At 70.5% G+C, this 16,769-nt stretch carries 17 protein-coding genes and 1 pseudogene; 10 read left to right on the forward strand and 8 right to left on the reverse strand.

The window, feature by feature from the left end; all coding sequences use genetic code 11:
- A partial coding sequence (locus G3I40_RS43905) for a polyprenyl synthetase family protein (protein ID WP_239092307.1) occupies positions 1 to 703 on the reverse strand: 703 nt, incomplete at its 3' end.
- Between the two features lie 175 nt (positions 704 to 878).
- Positions 879 to 2,285 carry a family 2B encapsulin nanocompartment shell protein gene (locus tag G3I40_RS43910; RefSeq protein WP_164560372.1) on the reverse strand — a complete coding sequence of 469 codons (1,407 nt, stop codon included), beginning with the start codon at positions 2,283 to 2,285 and terminating at the stop codon, positions 879 to 881.
- Positions 2,286 to 2,475: 190 nt separating this feature from the next.
- Between G3I40_RS43910 and G3I40_RS43915 the strand changes: the two genes are divergently transcribed.
- The 3 genes from G3I40_RS43915 (at position 2,476) to G3I40_RS43925 (ending at position 4,435) form a co-directional block, all read left to right on the forward strand.
- Positions 2,476 to 2,709, forward strand: a complete 234-nt coding sequence (locus tag G3I40_RS43915; protein ID WP_164560373.1) for a hypothetical protein — start codon at positions 2,476 to 2,478, stop codon at positions 2,707 to 2,709.
- Positions 2,710 to 2,874: 165 nt separating this feature from the next.
- Positions 2,875 to 3,465 carry an N-acetylmuramoyl-L-alanine amidase gene (locus G3I40_RS43920; protein ID WP_164560374.1) on the forward strand — a complete coding sequence of 197 codons (591 nt, stop codon included), beginning with the start codon at positions 2,875 to 2,877 and terminating at the stop codon, positions 3,463 to 3,465.
- A 46-nt stretch (positions 3,466 to 3,511) separates the two neighbouring features.
- On the forward strand, positions 3,512 to 4,435 hold the full coding sequence (locus G3I40_RS43925) for a pyridoxal-phosphate dependent enzyme (RefSeq protein ID WP_164560375.1): 924 nt from the start codon (positions 3,512 to 3,514) through the stop codon (positions 4,433 to 4,435).
- Here the strand turns inward: G3I40_RS43925 and G3I40_RS43930 are convergent.
- Positions 4,414 to 6,012: a Na+/H+ antiporter gene (locus tag G3I40_RS43930; RefSeq protein ID WP_164560376.1), complete on the reverse strand. Its 1,599-nt coding sequence runs from the start codon at positions 6,010 to 6,012 to the stop codon at positions 4,414 to 4,416. The genes G3I40_RS43925 and G3I40_RS43930 overlap by 22 nt on opposite strands.
- A gap of 50 nt (positions 6,013 to 6,062) precedes the next feature.
- On the opposite strand from G3I40_RS43930, the gene G3I40_RS43935 reads away from it, so the two are divergent.
- The 3 genes from G3I40_RS43935 (at position 6,063) to G3I40_RS43945 (ending at position 8,028) form a co-directional block, all read left to right on the forward strand.
- Positions 6,063 to 6,323, forward strand: a complete 261-nt coding sequence (locus G3I40_RS43935) for a UBP-type zinc finger domain-containing protein (RefSeq protein ID WP_164560377.1) — start codon at positions 6,063 to 6,065, stop codon at positions 6,321 to 6,323.
- 263 nt (positions 6,324 to 6,586) lie between these two features.
- Entirely contained in the window at positions 6,587 to 7,000 is a 414-nt protein-coding gene (locus G3I40_RS43940; protein WP_164560378.1) for an anti-sigma regulatory factor, read from the forward strand.
- Positions 6,997 to 8,028 carry an RNA polymerase sigma factor SigF gene (locus G3I40_RS43945; protein WP_343245215.1) on the forward strand — a complete coding sequence of 344 codons (1,032 nt, stop codon included), beginning with the start codon at positions 6,997 to 6,999 and terminating at the stop codon, positions 8,026 to 8,028. The genes G3I40_RS43940 and G3I40_RS43945 overlap by 4 nt, the downstream gene beginning before the upstream one ends.
- Before the next feature lie 69 nt (positions 8,029 to 8,097).
- On the opposite strand, the gene G3I40_RS43950 is transcribed toward G3I40_RS43945, so the two are convergent.
- Positions 8,098 to 8,550 carry a hypothetical protein gene (locus G3I40_RS43950; RefSeq protein WP_164560380.1) on the reverse strand — a complete coding sequence of 151 codons (453 nt, stop codon included), beginning with the start codon at positions 8,548 to 8,550 and terminating at the stop codon, positions 8,098 to 8,100.
- A 126-nt stretch (positions 8,551 to 8,676) separates the two neighbouring features.
- Here G3I40_RS43950 and G3I40_RS43955 point away from each other — a divergent pair, with 126 nt between their 5' ends.
- Positions 8,677 to 9,645, forward strand: a complete 969-nt coding sequence (locus G3I40_RS43955) for a diacylglycerol kinase family protein (RefSeq protein WP_164560381.1) — start codon at positions 8,677 to 8,679, stop codon at positions 9,643 to 9,645.
- A 319-nt stretch (positions 9,646 to 9,964) separates the two neighbouring features.
- Positions 9,965 to 10,222, forward strand: a complete 258-nt coding sequence (locus G3I40_RS43960; protein WP_016639615.1) for a WhiB family transcriptional regulator — start codon at positions 9,965 to 9,967, stop codon at positions 10,220 to 10,222.
- 236 nt (positions 10,223 to 10,458) lie between these two features.
- Here G3I40_RS43960 and G3I40_RS43965 read toward each other — a convergent pair whose 3' ends face one another.
- Both G3I40_RS43965 and G3I40_RS43970 read right to left on the reverse strand, forming a co-directional pair.
- Positions 10,459 to 11,925: a PAS domain-containing sensor histidine kinase gene (locus tag G3I40_RS43965; RefSeq protein WP_164560386.1), complete on the reverse strand. Its 1,467-nt coding sequence runs from the start codon at positions 11,923 to 11,925 to the stop codon at positions 10,459 to 10,461.
- A 321-nt stretch (positions 11,926 to 12,246) separates the two neighbouring features.
- On the reverse strand, positions 12,247 to 12,843 hold the full coding sequence (locus tag G3I40_RS43970; RefSeq protein ID WP_164560382.1) for a TetR/AcrR family transcriptional regulator: 597 nt from the start codon (positions 12,841 to 12,843) through the stop codon (positions 12,247 to 12,249).
- 95 nt (positions 12,844 to 12,938) lie between these two features.
- Here G3I40_RS43970 and G3I40_RS43975 point away from each other — a divergent pair, with 95 nt between their 5' ends.
- Entirely contained in the window at positions 12,939 to 13,691 is a 753-nt protein-coding gene (locus tag G3I40_RS43975) for an SDR family oxidoreductase (protein WP_164560383.1), read from the forward strand.
- A gap of 85 nt (positions 13,692 to 13,776) precedes the next feature.
- Here the strand turns inward: G3I40_RS43975 and G3I40_RS43980 are convergent, their stop codons facing one another.
- Positions 13,777 to 14,856 carry an SIS domain-containing protein gene (locus G3I40_RS43980; RefSeq protein WP_164560384.1) on the reverse strand — a complete coding sequence of 360 codons (1,080 nt, stop codon included), beginning with the start codon at positions 14,854 to 14,856 and terminating at the stop codon, positions 13,777 to 13,779.
- A gap of 513 nt (positions 14,857 to 15,369) precedes the next feature.
- Between G3I40_RS43980 and nagB the strand changes: the two genes are divergently transcribed.
- Entirely contained in the window at positions 15,370 to 16,155 is a 786-nt protein-coding gene (gene nagB / locus G3I40_RS43985; RefSeq protein WP_164560385.1) for a glucosamine-6-phosphate deaminase, read from the forward strand.
- A gap of 293 nt (positions 16,156 to 16,448) precedes the next feature.
- On the opposite strand, the pseudogene G3I40_RS43990 reads toward nagB, so the two are convergent.
- Positions 16,449 to 16,769 (reverse strand): annotated as a pseudogene (locus G3I40_RS43990) (glycoside hydrolase family 3 protein); the annotation flags it as partial.

Here is a 16,769-nt window from a genome sequence, read left to right on the forward strand (position 1 = left end):
CGATCACGTCGTCGATGAGCTGGAAGGCGAGGCCCGCCGCCCGGCCGAACGCGTCGAGCGCCGCGACCTCCTCCTCGCCCGCCCCCGCGTACAGGCCGCCGAGCGCACACGCGCAGCCGATCAGCGCACCGGTCTTGGCCTCCGCCATGGTCAGCGTCTCCGCCAGCGTGACCTCCCGGGGATCACGCCGCTCCAGCGCCACGTCCGTGGACTGGCCGGCGCACAACTCCACGACGCAGGCGGCGAGTCGGGCCACCGCGGCAGGCGCCGCGGGGTGCCGCTCGTCGGCGAGCAGCCGCTGGGCCTGGGCCTGCAGTGCGTCACCGGCCAGTATCGCGTCCGCGTCCCCGAACACGGTCCACGCGGTCGGGCGGTGCCGGCGCGTGGCGTCCCGGTCCATCACGTCGTCGTGCAGCAGCGTGAAATTGTGGGTCAGCTCCACCGCGGCCGCTGCCCGTATCGCCTGCTCGGCGCGTCCCCCCAGCGCCCGAGCCGCGGCCAGGACGAGCGCGGGCCGTACGGCTTTGCCCGCGCTCCCCACTGCCGGTGTGCCGTCCGCGTGCTCCCAGCCGAAGTGGTACAGGGCGACGCGGCGCAGGGAACCCGGCAGGGCTTCGACGGCACGGCGCATCTCGGGGTCGACGGCGGCCCTGGTCTGCGCCAGGATCGTCGCCGCCTCCTGCGCCTCCGCGGACTCGTGCATCCCTGCCGTCTGTTGTGTCCCTTGTGTCCCTGCCGTCTGCGTGAGAGGTATCGACTGCGTCATGGGCTCACCCCGGAGAGGGTGCGGACGGTGGCGGTCCCGCTGCTGATGGGCGCGTACCCCCTCGGTGTACCCGCCCTTCCGGGCGGGGACACGGCGTGCCGGGTGCGGGTCGTCACCGCCACCGGCCGATCTCGACGTTCTCCAGGACTCCCAGCGCGTCCGGCACCAGGACCGCCGCCGAGTAGTACGTGGTCACCAGGTACGAGATGATCGCCTGCTCGCTGATGCCCATGAACCGCACCGACAGACTCGGCTCGATCTCGTCCGGGATGCCGGACTGCCGCAGCCCGATGACGCCCTGCTCCTCCTCGCCCGTACGCATGCAGATGATGGACGTGGTCCGTGCGTCCGAGATCGGGATCTTGGCGCACGGGTAGATGGGCACACCGCGCCAGGTCGGGATCCGGTTCCCGCCGACGTCGATGGTCTCGGGGACCAGGCCCCGCCTGTTGCACTCGCGGCCGAACGCGGCGATCGCCTTCGGGTGCGCCAGGAACAGCTTGGAACCGCGCCGCCTGCTGAGCAGCTCGTCCATGTCGTCGGGACCGGGCGCGCCGTCGTGCGGCTGCAGGCGCTGGTCGTACTCGCAGTTGTTGAGCAGTCCGAACTCCCGGTTGTTGATGAGTTCGTGCTCCTGGCGCTCCTTCAACGCCTCGACGGTGAGCCGGAGCTGGTGCTCCGTCTGGTTCATCGGCTGGTTGTAGAGGTCGGCCACCCGTGAGTGGATGCGCAGCACGGTCTGCGCGACGCTCAGCTCGTACTGGCGCGGTGCCGCTTCGTAGTCGACGAAGGTGCCCGGCAGTACGGCCTCGCCGACATGGCCCGCGGAGAGGTCGATCTCCTTCTCGCCGAACGTGTTGGACCGCTGCGCCGGAATCGAGCGCAGCCCCTCCAGGTGGGTACGCAGCCCCTCGGACCGCTCCGCGAGCTGCTCCAGGTCGCGGCGCGGCAGCGTGAGCACCGTACAGGCAGTGACCGCACGGGCCGTGTACTCCCAGATCGTCTCCGGGTCGAGCAGCGCCTGGTCGCCGAAGTACGCGCCGTCGGCGAGGACGCCGAGCACCGCGTCGTCGCCGTACGGCCCCGTGCCGATCTTCTCCACGCGGCCGTGCGCCAGCAGGAACACCTCGTCCGCCTGGCTGCCGAACTCGGCGATGACGTCGCCGGCCGCGAACTCCCGCTGCGTGCAGCGCTGGGCGAGCTCGCCCAGGACGTCCTGGTCCTCGAAGTCGCGCAGGGCCGGCAGCTCCCCCAGCTCCGCCGGCACGACCCGCACCTGGTCCCCGGTCTTCACGAACGTGATCCGCCCGTCGCCCACCGAGTAGCTCAACCGCCGGTTCACCCGGTACGTGCCACCCTGCACATCCACCCAGGGCAGGGTCCGCAGCAGCCAGCGGGAGCTGATCTCCTGCATCTGCGGTGCGGACTTGGTGGTGGTGGCCAGATTCCGCGCGGCTGCGGTACCGAGGCTCTTCTGCTGCCCCGGCTGTTCCGCTCGGACCTCTTCGCCTACCGACATGTATGTGCCCTCCCGATCATGAACTGACCTGCGCGGAACACACTTCCAGCACGGATCGTGGTCGCGCCATTACACAAATGAGGGGGAATGGATCTCGTCCAGTCGGGGCATTGGCGGCATTTTTCGGAACTCGAAGATCCCGGCACGCGTTGATCGGTCAACAACGGACAACAGCGAAGGAGTGACGACCATGGCGGGCTTCCTGGATCGTGCCAAGGAGCAGGCGCAGCGCGGGCTGACGCAGGGCAAGCAGAAGCTGGACGACGTACAGGCGCAGCGCGCGGGCGGCGATCTGCTGAAGAAGCTGGGCGCCGCCTACTACGCGGAGCGCAAGGGCACCGGCAGCCCGGACGCCACGCAGCGGGCGCTGCAGGCCCTGGAGGCGCACATCGCGACGAACGGGGACGGGTTCCTGCACAGCTGAGGCGCGCAGCCGGGGCCGCGCGGGCCCGAAAAAGCCGGTCGCCGGTGTCCGGAACGACTCGCACGGGAAACGAACGAGTAGTCCCTGTACGACAGTTCCGGTACAAGCAAGCGGTACGAGACGGTGCGCGACCGGCCGCCGTCGCACCCCGCGAAGGAGTCGGCCATGGCCACACCCATGTCAGCGAGCAGTTTTCTCGCCGCCCTCAAGAACGAGGGGCTGACGGTGGTCGAAGTCGGCGACTGGCAGCATCACAATCGCAACCAGAAGGGTCCTTGGGGCCCGGTGAACGGCGTGATGATCCACCACACCGTCACCAAGGGCAGCGAGGCGACGGTCCGCATCTGTCGCGACGGCCACGCGGACCTGCCGGGGCCGTTGTGCCACGGCGTCATCACGAAGGACGGCCGGGTCCACCTTGTCGGCTACGGTCGCGCGAACCACGCGGGGCTCGGCGACGACGACGTGCTGCGCGCCGTGATCGCGGAGAAGGCGCTGCCGCACGACAACGAGGCGAACACCGACGGCAACCCCCATTTCTTCGGCTTCGAGTGCGAGAACCTCGGCGACGGCAAGGACCCGTGGCCCGCGGTCCAGCTGGAGGCCATCGAGAAGGCGGCAGCGGCGATCTGCCGCCACTACGGCTGGACGGAGCGCTCCGTCATCGGGCACCTGGAGTGGCAGCCGGGGAAGATCGACCCGAAGGGCTTCACGATGGCCTCGATGCGGAGCCGCATCCGCGACCGGCTCAAGTAGGACGCGCCGGCGGCAGGCACCCGGACGCGTGTCCGACAATGACCGGGTGCCCCGCCCGATCCCGGCCGACCTGCGCCCGCGACTGCCCTCGCCCCTCACCGAGGTGGACGACGCCCGCTTCGCGCGCCACGGCGTGCGCCTGCTGCTCAAGCGGGACGACCTGATCCACCCGGACCTGATCGGCAACAAGTGGCGCAAACTCGCCCCGAACCTGGAGGCGGCCCACGGCCGGGCCCTCGTCACGTTCGGCGGCGCCTACTCGAACCACCTGCGGGCCACGGCCGCCGCCGGCCGCCTCCTGGGCGTGCCCACCCTCGGCATCGTGCGCGGCCAGGAACTCGCCGAGCGCCCGCTCAATGCGTCCCTGGCCCGCTGCACGGCGGACGGCATGCGTCTGCACTTCGTCGACAGATCGACGTATCGGAAGAAGAACGACCCCGAGGTCCTCGCCGCTCTCCTCGACGCGACGGGCGCCACGGACGCGTACGTCGTCCCTGAAGGCGGCAGCAACGCCCTGGCGGTCCGCGGCTGTACGGACCTGGGCCGTGAGCTGCGCGGCCACGCGGAGGTCGTCGCGCTCGCCTGCGGCACGGGCGGCACCCTCGCCGGCCTGGCCGCGGGTCTCGCCCCCGACCAGCGCGCCCTCGGCGTCTGCGTCCTGAAGGGCGGCTTCCTGGAGGCGGATGTCCGCGCCCTGCAGCAGGCGGCGTTCGGTGGCCCCCGCGGCACCTGGCAGGTGAACGATCGCTTCCATTTCGGCGGCTACGCGCGCGTGCCCGCCGAACTGGCCTCCTTCGCGGACGACTTCGAGCGCCGTCACGGCCTTCCGGTCGAGCATCTCTACGTCGCCAAGATGCTGTATGCCCTAGTCGTCCTGACGGGCGAGGGCGCCTTCCCGCCCGGCACGACTGTCGCGGCCGTCGTCACGGGCGCCCCCTTCGGGGACGCTCAGTCCTCGACCTCCCGATAGGCGGCGGCCTCTTCGAGGTCGAGCTTGCGCAGCAGGGTCCGCATCATCTCGTCGTCGATCCGCCGCTCGTCGCGCATCCGTACGAAGACCTCCCGTTCGGCCGCGATCGCCTCCCGCGCGAGCCTGCGGTAGGTGTCGTCGGCCGACTCCCCCGTCACCGGGTTGGGCTGCCCGAGCCGCTCCCACACGGAGTTGCGGCGCCGCTCCAGAACGGTGTGCAGCCGGTCCTGGAGCGGCGGTGGCAGGCAGTTGCGCCGGTCCCGCATCAGCTCGTCCACGCGCTCCTCAGCGGCCGTCGAGGCGACGCTCTGCGCCTGCGCCTCGGCCAGCGTCTCGGCCTGCACGTCCCGGCCGGGCAGCTTCAGGACCTTGATGAGCACCGGCAGCGTGAGCCCTTGCACGACGAGCGTCCCGATGACGGTGGTGAAGGTCAGGAAGAGCACCAAGTTGCGCGCGGGGAACGGCTCGCCGTCCTCCGTGACGAGCGGGATGGAGAACGCGATGGCCAAGGACACGACACCGCGCATCCCCGCCCAGCTCACGATCAGCGGCCGTTTCCAGTCGGTGTCGCTCTCCCGCTCCTTGATGCGGGACGACACCCACAACGGCAAGTAGGTGGCCGGGTACGACCACACGAAGCGGATCACGACCACCAGGACGAACACCCCGATCGCGTACCAGACGGCCTCCGCCACGCTGTACTCGCCGAGGTCCTCCAGGACGACGCGCAGCTGAAGGCCGATGAGCGCGAACACCGTCGACTCCAGGATGAACGAGACGACCTTCCACACCGCGGCCTCCTGGAGCCGCGTCTCGAAGTCGACCTGCCACGACCGGTGCCCCAGGTACAGGGCGACGGTCACCACGGCGAGCACTCCGGAGGCGCCTACTTGCTCGGCGGCGGCGTACGCGACGAAGGGGATCAGCAAGGAGAGCGTGTTCTGCAGGATGGCCTCGGTGAGGTGCTTGCGCAGCCAGTGCAGCGGCACCATCAGCAACAGCCCCACACCGACCCCGCCGATGGACGCCACCAGGAATTCCCGGATGCCGCCGCCCCAGCTCGCGCCCTCCCCCACGGCCGCGGCGAGCGCGACCTTGTAGGCGGTGATCGCGGTCGCGTCGTTCACCAAGGACTCGCCCTGGAGGATCGTCGTGAGCCGCGACGGCAGTCCCACCCGCCGGGCGATCGCCGTGGCGGCCACGGCGTCCGGCGGCGCGATCACCGCGCCCAGGACGAGCGCGGCGGTCAGCGGCAGGTCCGGGATCAGCTCGTACGCGAGCCAGCCCACCGCCACCGTGGCGAACAGGACGTAGCCCACGGAAAGCAGGGCGACCGGCCTGATGTTGGCCCGCAGGTCGAGATACGAGCTCTCCAGGGCGGCGGTGTGCAGCAGTGGCGGCAGGATCAGCGGCAGCACGATGTGCGGGTCGAGGGCGTACTCCGGAATCTTCGGCACGTAGGAGGCCACCAGGCCGACCGCGACAAGAAGGAGCGGTGCCGGCACCGGTGTCCTGCGTGCCGCACCCGCCACCGCGGCACTCACCGCGATCAGCCCCACAAGTGGCAATACGTCCATGCCCCGCCTTCCGCCGTCCTTCTTCGCGCCGCCGTCGTAACCTGGCCATCATGAACGAGTGCCCGCACGTCGAAGCGCTGCCGCACCCCGAGCCCGCGCCGCTCAGCGAGACCTGCCTGGAGTGCCTGGCCGTCGGCAGTCACCCTGTGCAACTACGACTGTGTCTCGTCTGCGGCCACGTCGGCTGCTGCGACTCCTCGCCGTACAAGCACGCGACGGAACACCACAAGGAGACCGGCCACCCCGTGATGCGCACGTTCGAGCCTGGTGAGAGCTGGCGCTGGTGCTTCGTGGACTCCGTACTCGTCTGATCCGGAGGATGCCCACCGCGGTCGGGGTTCGACCGGTGAGCGCTTGGGTACGTCAACCCGGCGCCCGCTCTTTCCAATTGGGCCCGCACACCCTCTAGCCACTGTCCGTACCCGTAGGCTTACTATGAGTGACAGCAACGGGCCAGGGGTCCCCAGGACAGGAAAGTCGGGCGCGCGGTAGCGTCACCGCAGTTATATGTGGCGCGTCACCGGGGGGAGCACCTCCGGAGCCCGAAAGTGCTTGTACCACCTTGGAGGTGAGGGTGTCCCAGTTCGCAGGCGAGCCCGGGAATCAGGACTTCGTGGAAGTCCGGCTGCCGGCTGCGGGTGCCTACCTGTCGGTGCTGCGGACGGCCACGGCCGGTCTCGCAGCGCGTTTGGACTTCACCCTCGACGAGATCGAGGACCTGCGCATCGCGGTCGACGAGGCCTGCGCGATCCTGCTTCAGCAGGCCGTCGCCGGCTCCGTACTCAGCTGCGTGTTCCGGCTCGTCGACGACTCCCTGGAGGTGACGGTCTCCGCACCGACCACCGACGGCAGGGCCCCGGAGCGCGACACCTTTGCCTGGACAGTGCTGTCGGCCCTCGCGGGCCAGGTCGACTCCACCGTGGCCGACGACAACACCGTCTCGATCAGCCTCTACAAGAAGCGTGGCGCGGGCCCCGGCCCGGCGTGATGAACGGGGACGGTCCGGTGCGGGACGACAAGCGCGGCACACGGGATCTCCCGGCCGACGGCACGGAGGCACGGCGGCTGGCCGCCGGCATTCCCGAACAGCAGGCCCGGCCGCACCCGGAAGACAAGGCGGACCCGGCGGCCGGCGCGCCACAGCAGGCAGCGTCGACCCCTGGGACCGTGCTTCGCGGGGGCCCTGGGGGATCGGACGCGCGACGGGCGGGATTGATGAGCGACCACGAGCGACACGCTGAGCAGCAGGGCCGGCACGATCCACGGGACCGCAGCGGTGCGAAGGCGATGTTCGTCGAGCTGCGCGCCCTGCAGGACAGCGGTCCGGAGTACGCGGAGCTGCGCAATCAGCTCGTGCGCATGCATCTGCCCCTGGTCGAGCACCTGGCTCGCCGCTTCCGCAATCGCGGGGAGCCGCTGGACGACCTCACCCAGGTCGCCACGATCGGGCTGATCAAGTCGGTCGACCGCTTCGACCCGGAGCGCGGCGTCGAGTTCTCCACGTACGCGACGCCCACGGTCGTGGGCGAGATCAAGCGGCACTTCCGCGACAAGGGCTGGGCCGTGCGCGTCCCGCGCCGCCTCCAGGAGCTGCGGCTGGCCCTGACGACGGCGACGGCGGAGCTCTCCCAGCTCCACGGCCGCTCCCCCACGGTCCACGAGCTGGCCGAGAAGCTGGCCATCTCGGAGGAGGAGGTCCTGGAGGGCCTGGAGTCGGCCAACGCCTACTCCACGCTGTCCCTGGACGTCCCGGACACGGACGACGAGTCCCCGGCGGTCGCCGACACCCTCGGCGCCGAGGACGAGGCACTGGAGGGCGTCGAGTACCGCGAGTCCCTCAAGCCGCTCCTGGAGGACCTGCCGCCCCGCGAGAAGCGCATCCTGCTGCTGCGCTTCTTCGGGAACATGACGCAGTCGCAGATCGCCCAGGAAGTGGGCATCTCCCAGATGCACGTCTCGCGCCTGCTCGCCCGCACCCTGGCGCAACTTCGGGAGAAGCTCCTCGTCGAGGAGTGACGTATCGGCTGTACGCATACGTAGGCGCCCGGTGCGAGTGATGCACCGGGCGCCTACGTATGCGTACAGCTACTTGGATTCCTGGGTGCTCCCCGGCGTGCGGATGCCCAGCGCGCGCGTGGTCTCCCGGTTGACCAGCAGCACCAGCGCGGCGATCGACACGGCGGCGAGTGCGATGCCGCCGGGGATGGCCACGCTGTCGGCCTGCAGCAACGTATAGGCGACCGGCAGCGCCATGATCTGCGTGATGATCGCGGGGCCGCGGCTCCAGCTCTTGCGGGCCAGCAGCCCGCGCGCGGCCAGCAGCGGCAGCAGCGCGAGCACGATCAGGGTCACACCGCCGGTGGCGGCCTGCTCCGGGTTGTCGGGGTGTCCCGTGAGGCCGGCGACCAGCATGTAGACGCCGCCCACGACGAGCGCGGCTCCTTCGAGTCCGGCAAGGGCCGCCGCGGCGGTCAGCCGGCCGGGGCGCGGGCCGTCTTCTTCGGAGGTCTCGGGGACGGGATTCTGCTCTGAGGTCACCTTTGCAGAGTAGCCCCCGCCCGACGGCGCCCCGGTGGCCGCACCCTGCGGCCGGGGCCGCCGCACTCTTACCCGACTCCTACCTCGGTCTGGGCCGGATCAGAGGCGCTAGGTACTCTGCTTCGCATGCGTGCACTTCTTGTGGTCAATCCAGCGGCAACCACCACCAGCGAGCGCACGCGTGATGTCCTCATCCACGCCCTGGCGAGCGAGATGAAGCTCGAGGCCGTCACCACGGAGTACCGCGGCCACGCCCGCGACCTGGGGCGGCAGGCCGCGGAGAGCAAGGACATCGAGCTGGTCGTCGCCCTGGGCGGCGACGGCACGGTCAACGAAGTGGTGAACGGACTGCTGCACGGCGGCCCCGACCTCGACCGTCTGCCGGGCCTCGCCGTGGTCCCCGGCGGCTCCACCAACGTCTTCGCGCGCGCCCTGGGCCTGCCGAACGAGCCCGTGGAAGCCACGGGCCAACTCCTGGACGCCCTGCGCGAGGGCCGGGAGCGCACCGTGGGCCTGGGCCTGGCCGCGGGCACCCCGGGCACGGAGGACGAAGCGGTCCCGTCCCGCTGGTTCACCTTCAGCGCGGGGCTCGGGTTCGACGCAGGTGTGGTCGGCCGGGTCGAGCAGCAGCGCGAACGGGGCAAGCGTTCGACGCATGCCCTGTATGTGCGACAGGTCGTCCGCCAGTTCCTCGGCGAGGCCGATCGCCGGCACGGCACGATCACGCTCGAACGGCCGGGCGAGGACCCGGTCACGGATCTGGTCGTGTCCATAGTCAGCAACACGTCACCGTGGTCCTTCCTGGGCAACCGGCCGCTCTATCCGACGCCCCAGGCATCCTTCGACACCGGCCTTGACGTGCTCGGACTCAAGAAGCTGTCGACTCCCGCGGTGGCCCGCTACGGCACCCAGCTGCTGACGTCGTCGCCCGAACGCGGACCCCACGGAAAGAACGCGGTCACGCTCCACGACCTCACGGACTTCACCTTGCATTCCAAGGTGCCTCTGCCCCTTCAGATGGACGGCGACCACCTGGGGCTGCGAACGAGCGTGACGTTCACAGGCGTACGCCGTGCACTGCGTGTGATTGTGTGAGTGGAAGGGCCCAAAGTCCTTTATCTCGAACGTTTGGGCCAGGCTCCACCCCATGGAAGTACGGCTGTGACCTAGTCGACACCGAGGAATCAAAAAAAACTTTCCTGAAGGGGTTGTATCCGCCGCCGAGGTTTGCGAATCTCTACATGGCACTCGGGACGGCCCGCAACATCGGCCCCACAGAGAGCCCGAATCCCCTCCTCAAAACAACGGACCACCGTCGCGTACGTGACGTTCGGCCCTTCACTTGTTGAGGGATTCGTGAAAGCGTTCACATTCACAAGCAACCTGCACGTAATACCAAGGAGAGGTAGCAGACATGGACTGGCGTCACAACGCCGTTTGCCGCGAAGAAGACCCCGAGCTCTTCTTCCCCATCGGCAACACTGGTCCTGCGCTGCTGCAGATCGAGGAAGCCAAGGCCGTCTGCCGCCGCTGCCCCGTCATGGAGCAGTGCCTGCAGTGGGCGCTCGAGTCCGGCCAGGACTCCGGCGTCTGGGGTGGCCTCAGCGAGGACGAGCGCCGCGCGATGAAGCGCCGCGCCGCTCGCAACCGGGCCCGTCAGGCCTCCGCCTGATCCCCACCCCGAATCGAGCCTGAGCCCGGCGGCGCGTACAGCGAGTACGCATCTCCCGCCCCCGAGCCGCAGCGCGCAGTACCCCCGATGCTCCCCCAGGCTCAGCCCGGGACTTGACCCGAGCAACGCGAGCAGTGAGCCCCGGACCGTTCAACGGTCCGGGGCTCACTGCTGTTTGCTTCTGCGCAGCATCTCCACACGTGCTCTGCACGGCATCTCCACACGTGCAGGGAGGGTCACTTGTGCGGGATCACCGGGATGTCGAGGATGACCTGGGTGCCGCGCTCCGGTGCGGGAACCATGTCGAACGTTCCGCCCAACTCGCCCTCCACCAAGGTGCGTACGATCTGCAGCCCCAGGTTGCCGGCCCGCTTCGGGTCGAAGTTCTCCGGCAGACCGACCCCGTCGTCCTGGACGGTGATCAGCAGACGGGCGTCCTTGCTGGTGCCCCCGCGCACGGCCGAGACCTCCACGGTGCCGGTGTCGCCCTGTCGGTAGCCGTGCTCCAGCGCGTTCTGCAGGACTTCGGTCAGGACCATCGACAGCGGGGTGGCCACCTCGGCGTCCAGGATCCCGAACCGGCCGGTGCGCCGGCCCGTCACCTGACCCGGTGAGATCTCGGCGACCATGGCGAGCACCCGGTCGGCGATCTCGTCGAACTCCACGCGCTCGTCCAGGTTCTGGGAGAGCGTCTCGTGCACGATCGCGATGGAACCCACGCGCCGGACTGCTTCTTCGAGCGCCTCGCGCCCCCTGTCCGACTCGATGCGCCGGGCCTGGAGCCGCAGCAGCGCGGCCACGGTCTGCAGGTTGTTCTTCACCCGGTGGTGGATCTCCCGGATGGTCGCGTCCTTGGTGATCAACTCCCGCTCGCGCCGCCGCAGTTCGGTGACGTCACGCAGCAGGACCAGCGAGCCGATGCGGGTGCCCTTGGGGCTGAGCGGGATCGCACGCAGTTGGATCGAGCCCTCCTCGCCCTCGATCTCGAACTCGCGCGGCGCCCACCCGCTGGCCACCTTGGCGAGCGCCTCGTCCACCGGTCCGCGCGACGGCGCGAGTTCGGCCGTGGTCTTGCCCAGGTGGTGACCCACCATGTCGGCGGAGAAGCCCAACCGGTGGTACGCGGACAGCGCGTTGGGTGACGCGTACTGGACGATGCCGTCGGCGTCGAGCCTGATCAGTCCGTCACCCGCGCGCGGGGAGGCGTCCATGTCCACCTGCTGCCCCGGGAAGGGGAAGGAGCCGGCGGCGATCATCTGCGCCAGGTCGGACGCCGACTGGAGATAGGTCAGCTCCAGGCGCGACGGCGTACGGACCGTGAGCAGATTCGTATTGCGTGCGATGACGCCGAGCACCCGGCCCTCGCGGCGTACGGGGATGGACTCGACCCGTACCGGGACCTCCTCGCGCCACTCGGGGTCGCCCTCGCGCACGATGCGTCCCTCGTCGAGTGCGGCGTCCAGCATGGGGCGGCGGCCGCGCGGCACCAGGTGACCGACCATGTCGTCCTGGTACGACGTCGGGCCGGTATTGGGGCGCATCTGGGCCACGGAGACGTACCGCGTGCCGTCGCGCGTGGGGACCCACAGCACGAGGTCGGCGAAGGAGAGGTCGGAGAGCAACTGCCACTCCGAGACCAGCAGATGGAGCCACTCGAGGTCGGAGTCACCGAGGGCGGTGTGCTGGCGTACGAGATCGTTCATGGAGGGCACGAGCCGAGGGTACCTGCCGGTCGAGCGAGCCCGATAAGTCGGCCAGGTCCCGAAAAGACCGACGGGCCGCGGCGCCGGGGGGCGGGACCCTCAGCCCTCTCCCTGGCACCGCAGCCCTTCAGGTGCATCGGCTTCCAGGTGTGCGGTTCCCGGGGGCCGATCGAGGATCCGACGCAGTCAGGGCAGAGAGCGCGGGTCCTCTGTCCGTCCTCCTGTGCGGGGAGGGCGGAGGTCTCCGTTACGCATTGTGGACTAGACCATTCTCCCATGTCTATGCGTCGACGGAGGTTTGTTCTCGTCTCTTCCTCCGATTCACGACGCGGGCCAGGCGGCCATCGCGAGGGCCGCGACCGCCTCCAGTTCGGCCCGGCCCGCGCCGTCCCGGGACTGCTGCGACATGCCCTGGAAGACGGCGCCCACGAAGCGGGCGAGCGCGGCGGTGTCCGTACGCCCCGGCAGCTCACCCTCGGCCACGCCCTGCCGCAACCGGTCCTCGATGGCCCCGAGGCTGGCGCCGCGCTGCTCCCGCAGGGCCTGCTCGACCTCGGGCGTCGTGCAGTTCGTCGCCGCGTGGATCACGAGGCAGCCGTGTGGGTGGGCAGGGTCGGTGAACTCGTCGGCCGCTTCTCGCAGCAGCCGCTCGACGGCGCCGCGCGCCGTGGGCTCCTCGATGAGGGCGCGGCCGGGCCCTGCGCCGTGGGTGATGCCATAGACCCGCACGACCTCCTCGAACAGCGAGCGCTTGTCGCCGAAGGCCGCGTAGAGGCTGGGGGCTCCGATGCCCATCTCGCGGGTGAGGTCGGAGACGGAGGTCGCCTCGTAGCCGTTCTCCCAGAAGGCCTGCATGGCCTTTTCCAGGGCGGTCTCCCGGTCGAAGGAGCGGGGCCGCCCGCGCTGCTTGGTCGCCATGGGGTGAATTCTATAGCGCCCACTAGAAAACTGGGACGGGTGTGCGCTACGGTCATTTTCATAACGACCGCTACAGATTTGGAAGGGGCATCGCCATGGGCGTACTCACGGGCAGGACGGCACTGGTCACGGGCGCGAGCCGGGGCATCGGACGCGGCATCGCCGAGCGGCTCGGCCGGGACGGCGCACGGATCGCCGTGCACTACGGGACGAACGAGGCGGCGGCCAAGGAGACCGTCGCCGCGATCGAGGCCGCGGGCGGATCGGCGTTCCCGATCCAGGCCGATCTCGCGGCGCCCGGCGCCGCGCAGAAGGTGTGGGAGCGGTTCGACGCCCAGGCGGACGGCGTCGACATCCTCGTGAACAACGCGGGGATCGGCACGTCGAGCGCATTCGAGGAGATAAATGAGGCGGAGTTCGACCGCCTGGTCACCGTCAACACCAAGACTCCGCTCTTCCTCACCCAGCTCGCGTCCCCGCGCCTGCGCGAGGGCGGCCGGATCATCAACATCTCCTCGGGCGCCGCGCGCACGGCGGTCCTGCCGGACCTCATGCCATACGCGATGACGAAGGGCGCGCTCGACGTGTTCACCCGCTACCTGGCCAAGACTTTCGGCCCGCGCGGCATCACGGCCAACACGGTGGCCCCGGGCATCGTCGACACGGATGTCAATGCCGAGTGGCTGCGCGCCAGTGACGAGGCGTGGCAGGGGGCGGCCGCGCTCTCGGTCCTCGGCAAGGTGGGGACACCCGCGGACATAGCCGACGTGGTGGCGTTCCTGGCGTCGCCGGACGGGCGGTGGGTGACGGGCCAGTGGGTGGATGCCACGGGAGGCTCGCTGGTCTGACGGGCAGCGGGCAGCGGGCAGTATCTGGGGCCGAGCCGCGCCGGACGGGGCGATCGGGCAGGCGGCGCCTCGCCGGATGCGCCGGCTACCGCGTCTCCGTGACCTTCGCGAGGGCCCGCGGCGCGTCCGGGTCCTGGCCTCGGGCGATGGTCACCTCGTACGCGAGCAGTTGCAGCGGCAGGATCTCCAGGACCGGCTGCAGTTCCTCCGGCACCTCGGAGGTCGGCAGCACGAACCCGGCGGAGGCCTGGTCCACCTGGGCCCGGGGTCCGATCACCACCAGGTCGGCGCCGCGCCCGCGCAGCCGGTCGAGCACGGGCTGGAGTGCGAGCCCGCCCTGGCCGTCGGTCACCACGGCGATCACCGGGGAGATGTTGTCGACCATGGCGAGCGGGCCGTGCAGCAGGTCGGCGCCGGAGTAGGCCAGGGCCGGGATGTAGCTGGTCTCCATCATCTTCAGGGCCGCTTCCTTGGCGGTCGGATAGCCGTAACCGCGGGAGGTGATCACCATGCGCTCGGCGAAGCGGTAGCGGGAGGCGAGGGTGCGGACCTCGTCCTGGCGGGCGATCAGGTCCGCGGCGAGACCGGGCAGGGCAGCGGCGGCGGCTCCGTCGCCGCCCCGCAGCCCTTCGACGAAGAGGTACAGCGCGAGCAGCGAGGCCGTGTACGTCTTGGTCGCGGGCAGCGCCTTCTCCGGACCGGCCTGGATGTCGATGTGGTGCTCGGAGACGGCGGCCAGCGGGGAGTCGGGGTTGTTGGTGACCGCGAGGGTCAGGGCGCCGGCCTGACGGGCGGCCTTCGTCGAGGCGACCAGGTCGGGCGAACCGCCGGACTGGCTGACGGTGATGACGAGGACGTCCCGCAGATCGGGCCGCGCGCCGTAGGCCGTGGTGGTGGACATGGAGGTGAGGCCGCAGGGCAGGCCGAGTCGGATCTCGAGGAGGTACTTGGCGTAGAGGGCCGCGTTGTCGGAGGTGCCGCGGGCAGCGAGCAGGACGAAGCGGGGGGCGCGGGCTGCGACCTGACGGGCGACGTCCTGGATGCGCGGGGCGCCGGTGTCGAGGAGGCGGCGCAGCACGTCGGGCTGTTCGCGGATCTCGCGGGACATGATCCGTCCGGGCCGCGTCTGCGGGTCCGGTTCCGGGGCGGGAGGCGTGGCGGACATGCGGGCTCCTCCGGTGCGTGGGCGCGGGCCCGGAGAGGGGGGTCCGGGCGCCATCCACATTCCACTGTGACCGCCCGGCGCCCCGCCCGCCCAGTGGGGACGCGGCTCGGGACGGGTCCCGCCCGCCCAGTGGACGCGGCTCCCCGGGACGACCGCTCGACGTGCCGAGCCCCCGTCCAGCGCGGAGCATGGAGGGGACGGACCCGGGGCGTGGATGCCGGTGAAGGCCCGGGCCCGGACAGGACGGCCCGATGGAGCGGGCGATACGGATCTGCGCGGGCCTGAACGGATCGGGCCGTACAGGTCCTCGCGGGGCCTGAACGGATCGGGCCGTACGGATCCGTGCGGGCCTGAACGGATCGGGCCGTACGGATCCGCGCAGGGCCTGAACGGATCGGGCGACAAGGGTCCGTGCAGGGCCTGACCGGCAGGGGTCCGCTCTGCTAGATTGGTCTATACCACATACCTCTCTTCGTCATCCCAGTCTCCTCTCACCAGAACGGCAGGCCCAGCGTGGAAGTTGTGATCGTTCCGGACGCCAAGGCAGGTGGCGAGCTGATCGCCGAGGCCATGGCCCAGCTGCTGCGGCGCAAGCCCGACGCGTTGCTCGGCGTGGCCACCGGCTCGACCCCGCTGCCCATCTACGAGGCGCTGACGGCCAAGGTGCGCGCCGGTGACGTCGACGCGTCGAAGGCGCGGATCGCCCAGCTCGACGAGTACGTCGGGCTGCCCACCGGGCACCCCGAGTCCTACCGGGCGACCGTGCTGCGCGAGGTCGTGGAGCCGCTCGGCCTCGACGAGGCGTCGTTCATGGGGCCGGACGGCAGCGCGGCGGACGTGCAGGCCGCGTGCGAGGCGTACGACAAGGCGTTGGCCGCCGCGGGCGGTGTCGATCTGCAGCTGCTCGGGATCGGGACCGACGGGCACATCGGGTTCAACGAACCGTGCTCGTCGATCGCCTCGCGGACCCGGATCAAGACGCTCACCGAGCAGACCATCGCGGACAACGCGCGGTTCTTCGACGGTGACCTCAGCCAGGTGCCGCGGCACGTCATGACGCAGGGCATCGGCACGATCCTGGAGGCGCGGCACCTGGTGCTGCTCGCCACGGGAGAGGGCAAGGCGGACGCGGTCGCGGCGACCGTCGAGGGGCCCGTCGCCTCCGTGGTGCCGGCCTCCGCGCTGCAGCTGCACCCGCACGCGACGGTCGTCGTGGACGAGGGCGCCGCGTCGAAGCTGAAGCTCGCGCACTACTTCCGGCACACGTTCGTCAACAAGCCGGAGTGGCAGGGGCTGTAGGCCTGCCGCCCGCACCCGGCCGTCGGAACCGGCCGTCTGAGTCCGGCCGCCGGAACCCGGCCGCCTGAGTCCAGACGTCTGAACCCGGACGTCCGAACCCGGACAGGACACCCGCCGTACAGGCACACCTCGTACAGGGCACACCCGTTACAGGCACACCCCGTACAGGACCTCATAAGGAAGGTGCCGGCCACCCCGATCGGGGTGGCCGGCACCTTCCTTATGTTCCTTAGTGCGGGAGTTCGGGAGTGCGGGCGCGCCGGATGTTCCTCGCGGGAGGCGCGCTAGCTGTTCTAGCCGCCGACGATGACCTCTGCCGCGGCGATCCCGCACACCCGTGCCGCGCCGTACGTGGCGATGTGCGGTGCGCCCCGCGGCGGGGCCTGCGGGACGCCCATCTCCACGACCACCGTGTCCGGGCGGGCCGCGAGCAACGTGTCCAGGGCGGCGGTCATCCAGGCGTGGCGGTGCTCGTCGCGGACCACGGCCACGATGCGCCGCTCCCCCGCCGCAGCGAGGGCGGCGGCTCCCGCGTCCGGGCCCGAGTAGGAGCCCGTGGTGGTGCCGGGCAGCAGGCGCTGGAGTTCGGCGGCGACGCCCCAGGGGGTCTCGTC

The organism is Streptomyces sp. SID14478, from assembly GCF_010548525.1.
In the GTDB taxonomy this organism is placed as follows: Bacteria; Actinomycetota; Actinomycetes; order Streptomycetales; family Streptomycetaceae; genus Streptomyces.

Bases quoted from the DNA above. Each gene is read 5' to 3' on its own strand.
- G3I40_RS43965 (WP_164560386.1), bottom strand. From the start codon at position 11,925: ATGAACGATCTCGTACGCCAGCACACCGCCCTCGGTGACTCCGACCTC.
- G3I40_RS43980 (WP_164560384.1), bottom strand. From the start codon at position 14,856: ATGTCCGCCACGCCTCCCGCCCCGGAACCGGACCCGCAGACGCGGCCC.
- G3I40_RS43960 (WP_016639615.1), top strand. From the start codon at position 9,965: ATGGACTGGCGTCACAACGCCGTTTGCCGCGAAGAAGACCCCGAGCTC.
- G3I40_RS43955 (WP_164560381.1), top strand. From the start codon at position 8,677: ATGCGTGCACTTCTTGTGGTCAATCCAGCGGCAACCACCACCAGCGAG.
- G3I40_RS43975 (WP_164560383.1), top strand. From the start codon at position 12,939: ATGGGCGTACTCACGGGCAGGACGGCACTGGTCACGGGCGCGAGCCGG.
- G3I40_RS43920 (WP_164560374.1), top strand. From the start codon at position 2,875: ATGGCCACACCCATGTCAGCGAGCAGTTTTCTCGCCGCCCTCAAGAAC.
- G3I40_RS43935 (WP_164560377.1), top strand. From the start codon at position 6,063: ATGAACGAGTGCCCGCACGTCGAAGCGCTGCCGCACCCCGAGCCCGCG.
- G3I40_RS43910 (WP_164560372.1), bottom strand. From the start codon at position 2,285: ATGTCGGTAGGCGAAGAGGTCCGAGCGGAACAGCCGGGGCAGCAGAAG.
- G3I40_RS43970 (WP_164560382.1), bottom strand. From the start codon at position 12,843: ATGGCGACCAAGCAGCGCGGGCGGCCCCGCTCCTTCGACCGGGAGACC.
- G3I40_RS43930 (WP_164560376.1), bottom strand. From the start codon at position 6,012: ATGGACGTATTGCCACTTGTGGGGCTGATCGCGGTGAGTGCCGCGGTG.
- G3I40_RS43915 (WP_164560373.1), top strand. From the start codon at position 2,476: ATGGCGGGCTTCCTGGATCGTGCCAAGGAGCAGGCGCAGCGCGGGCTG.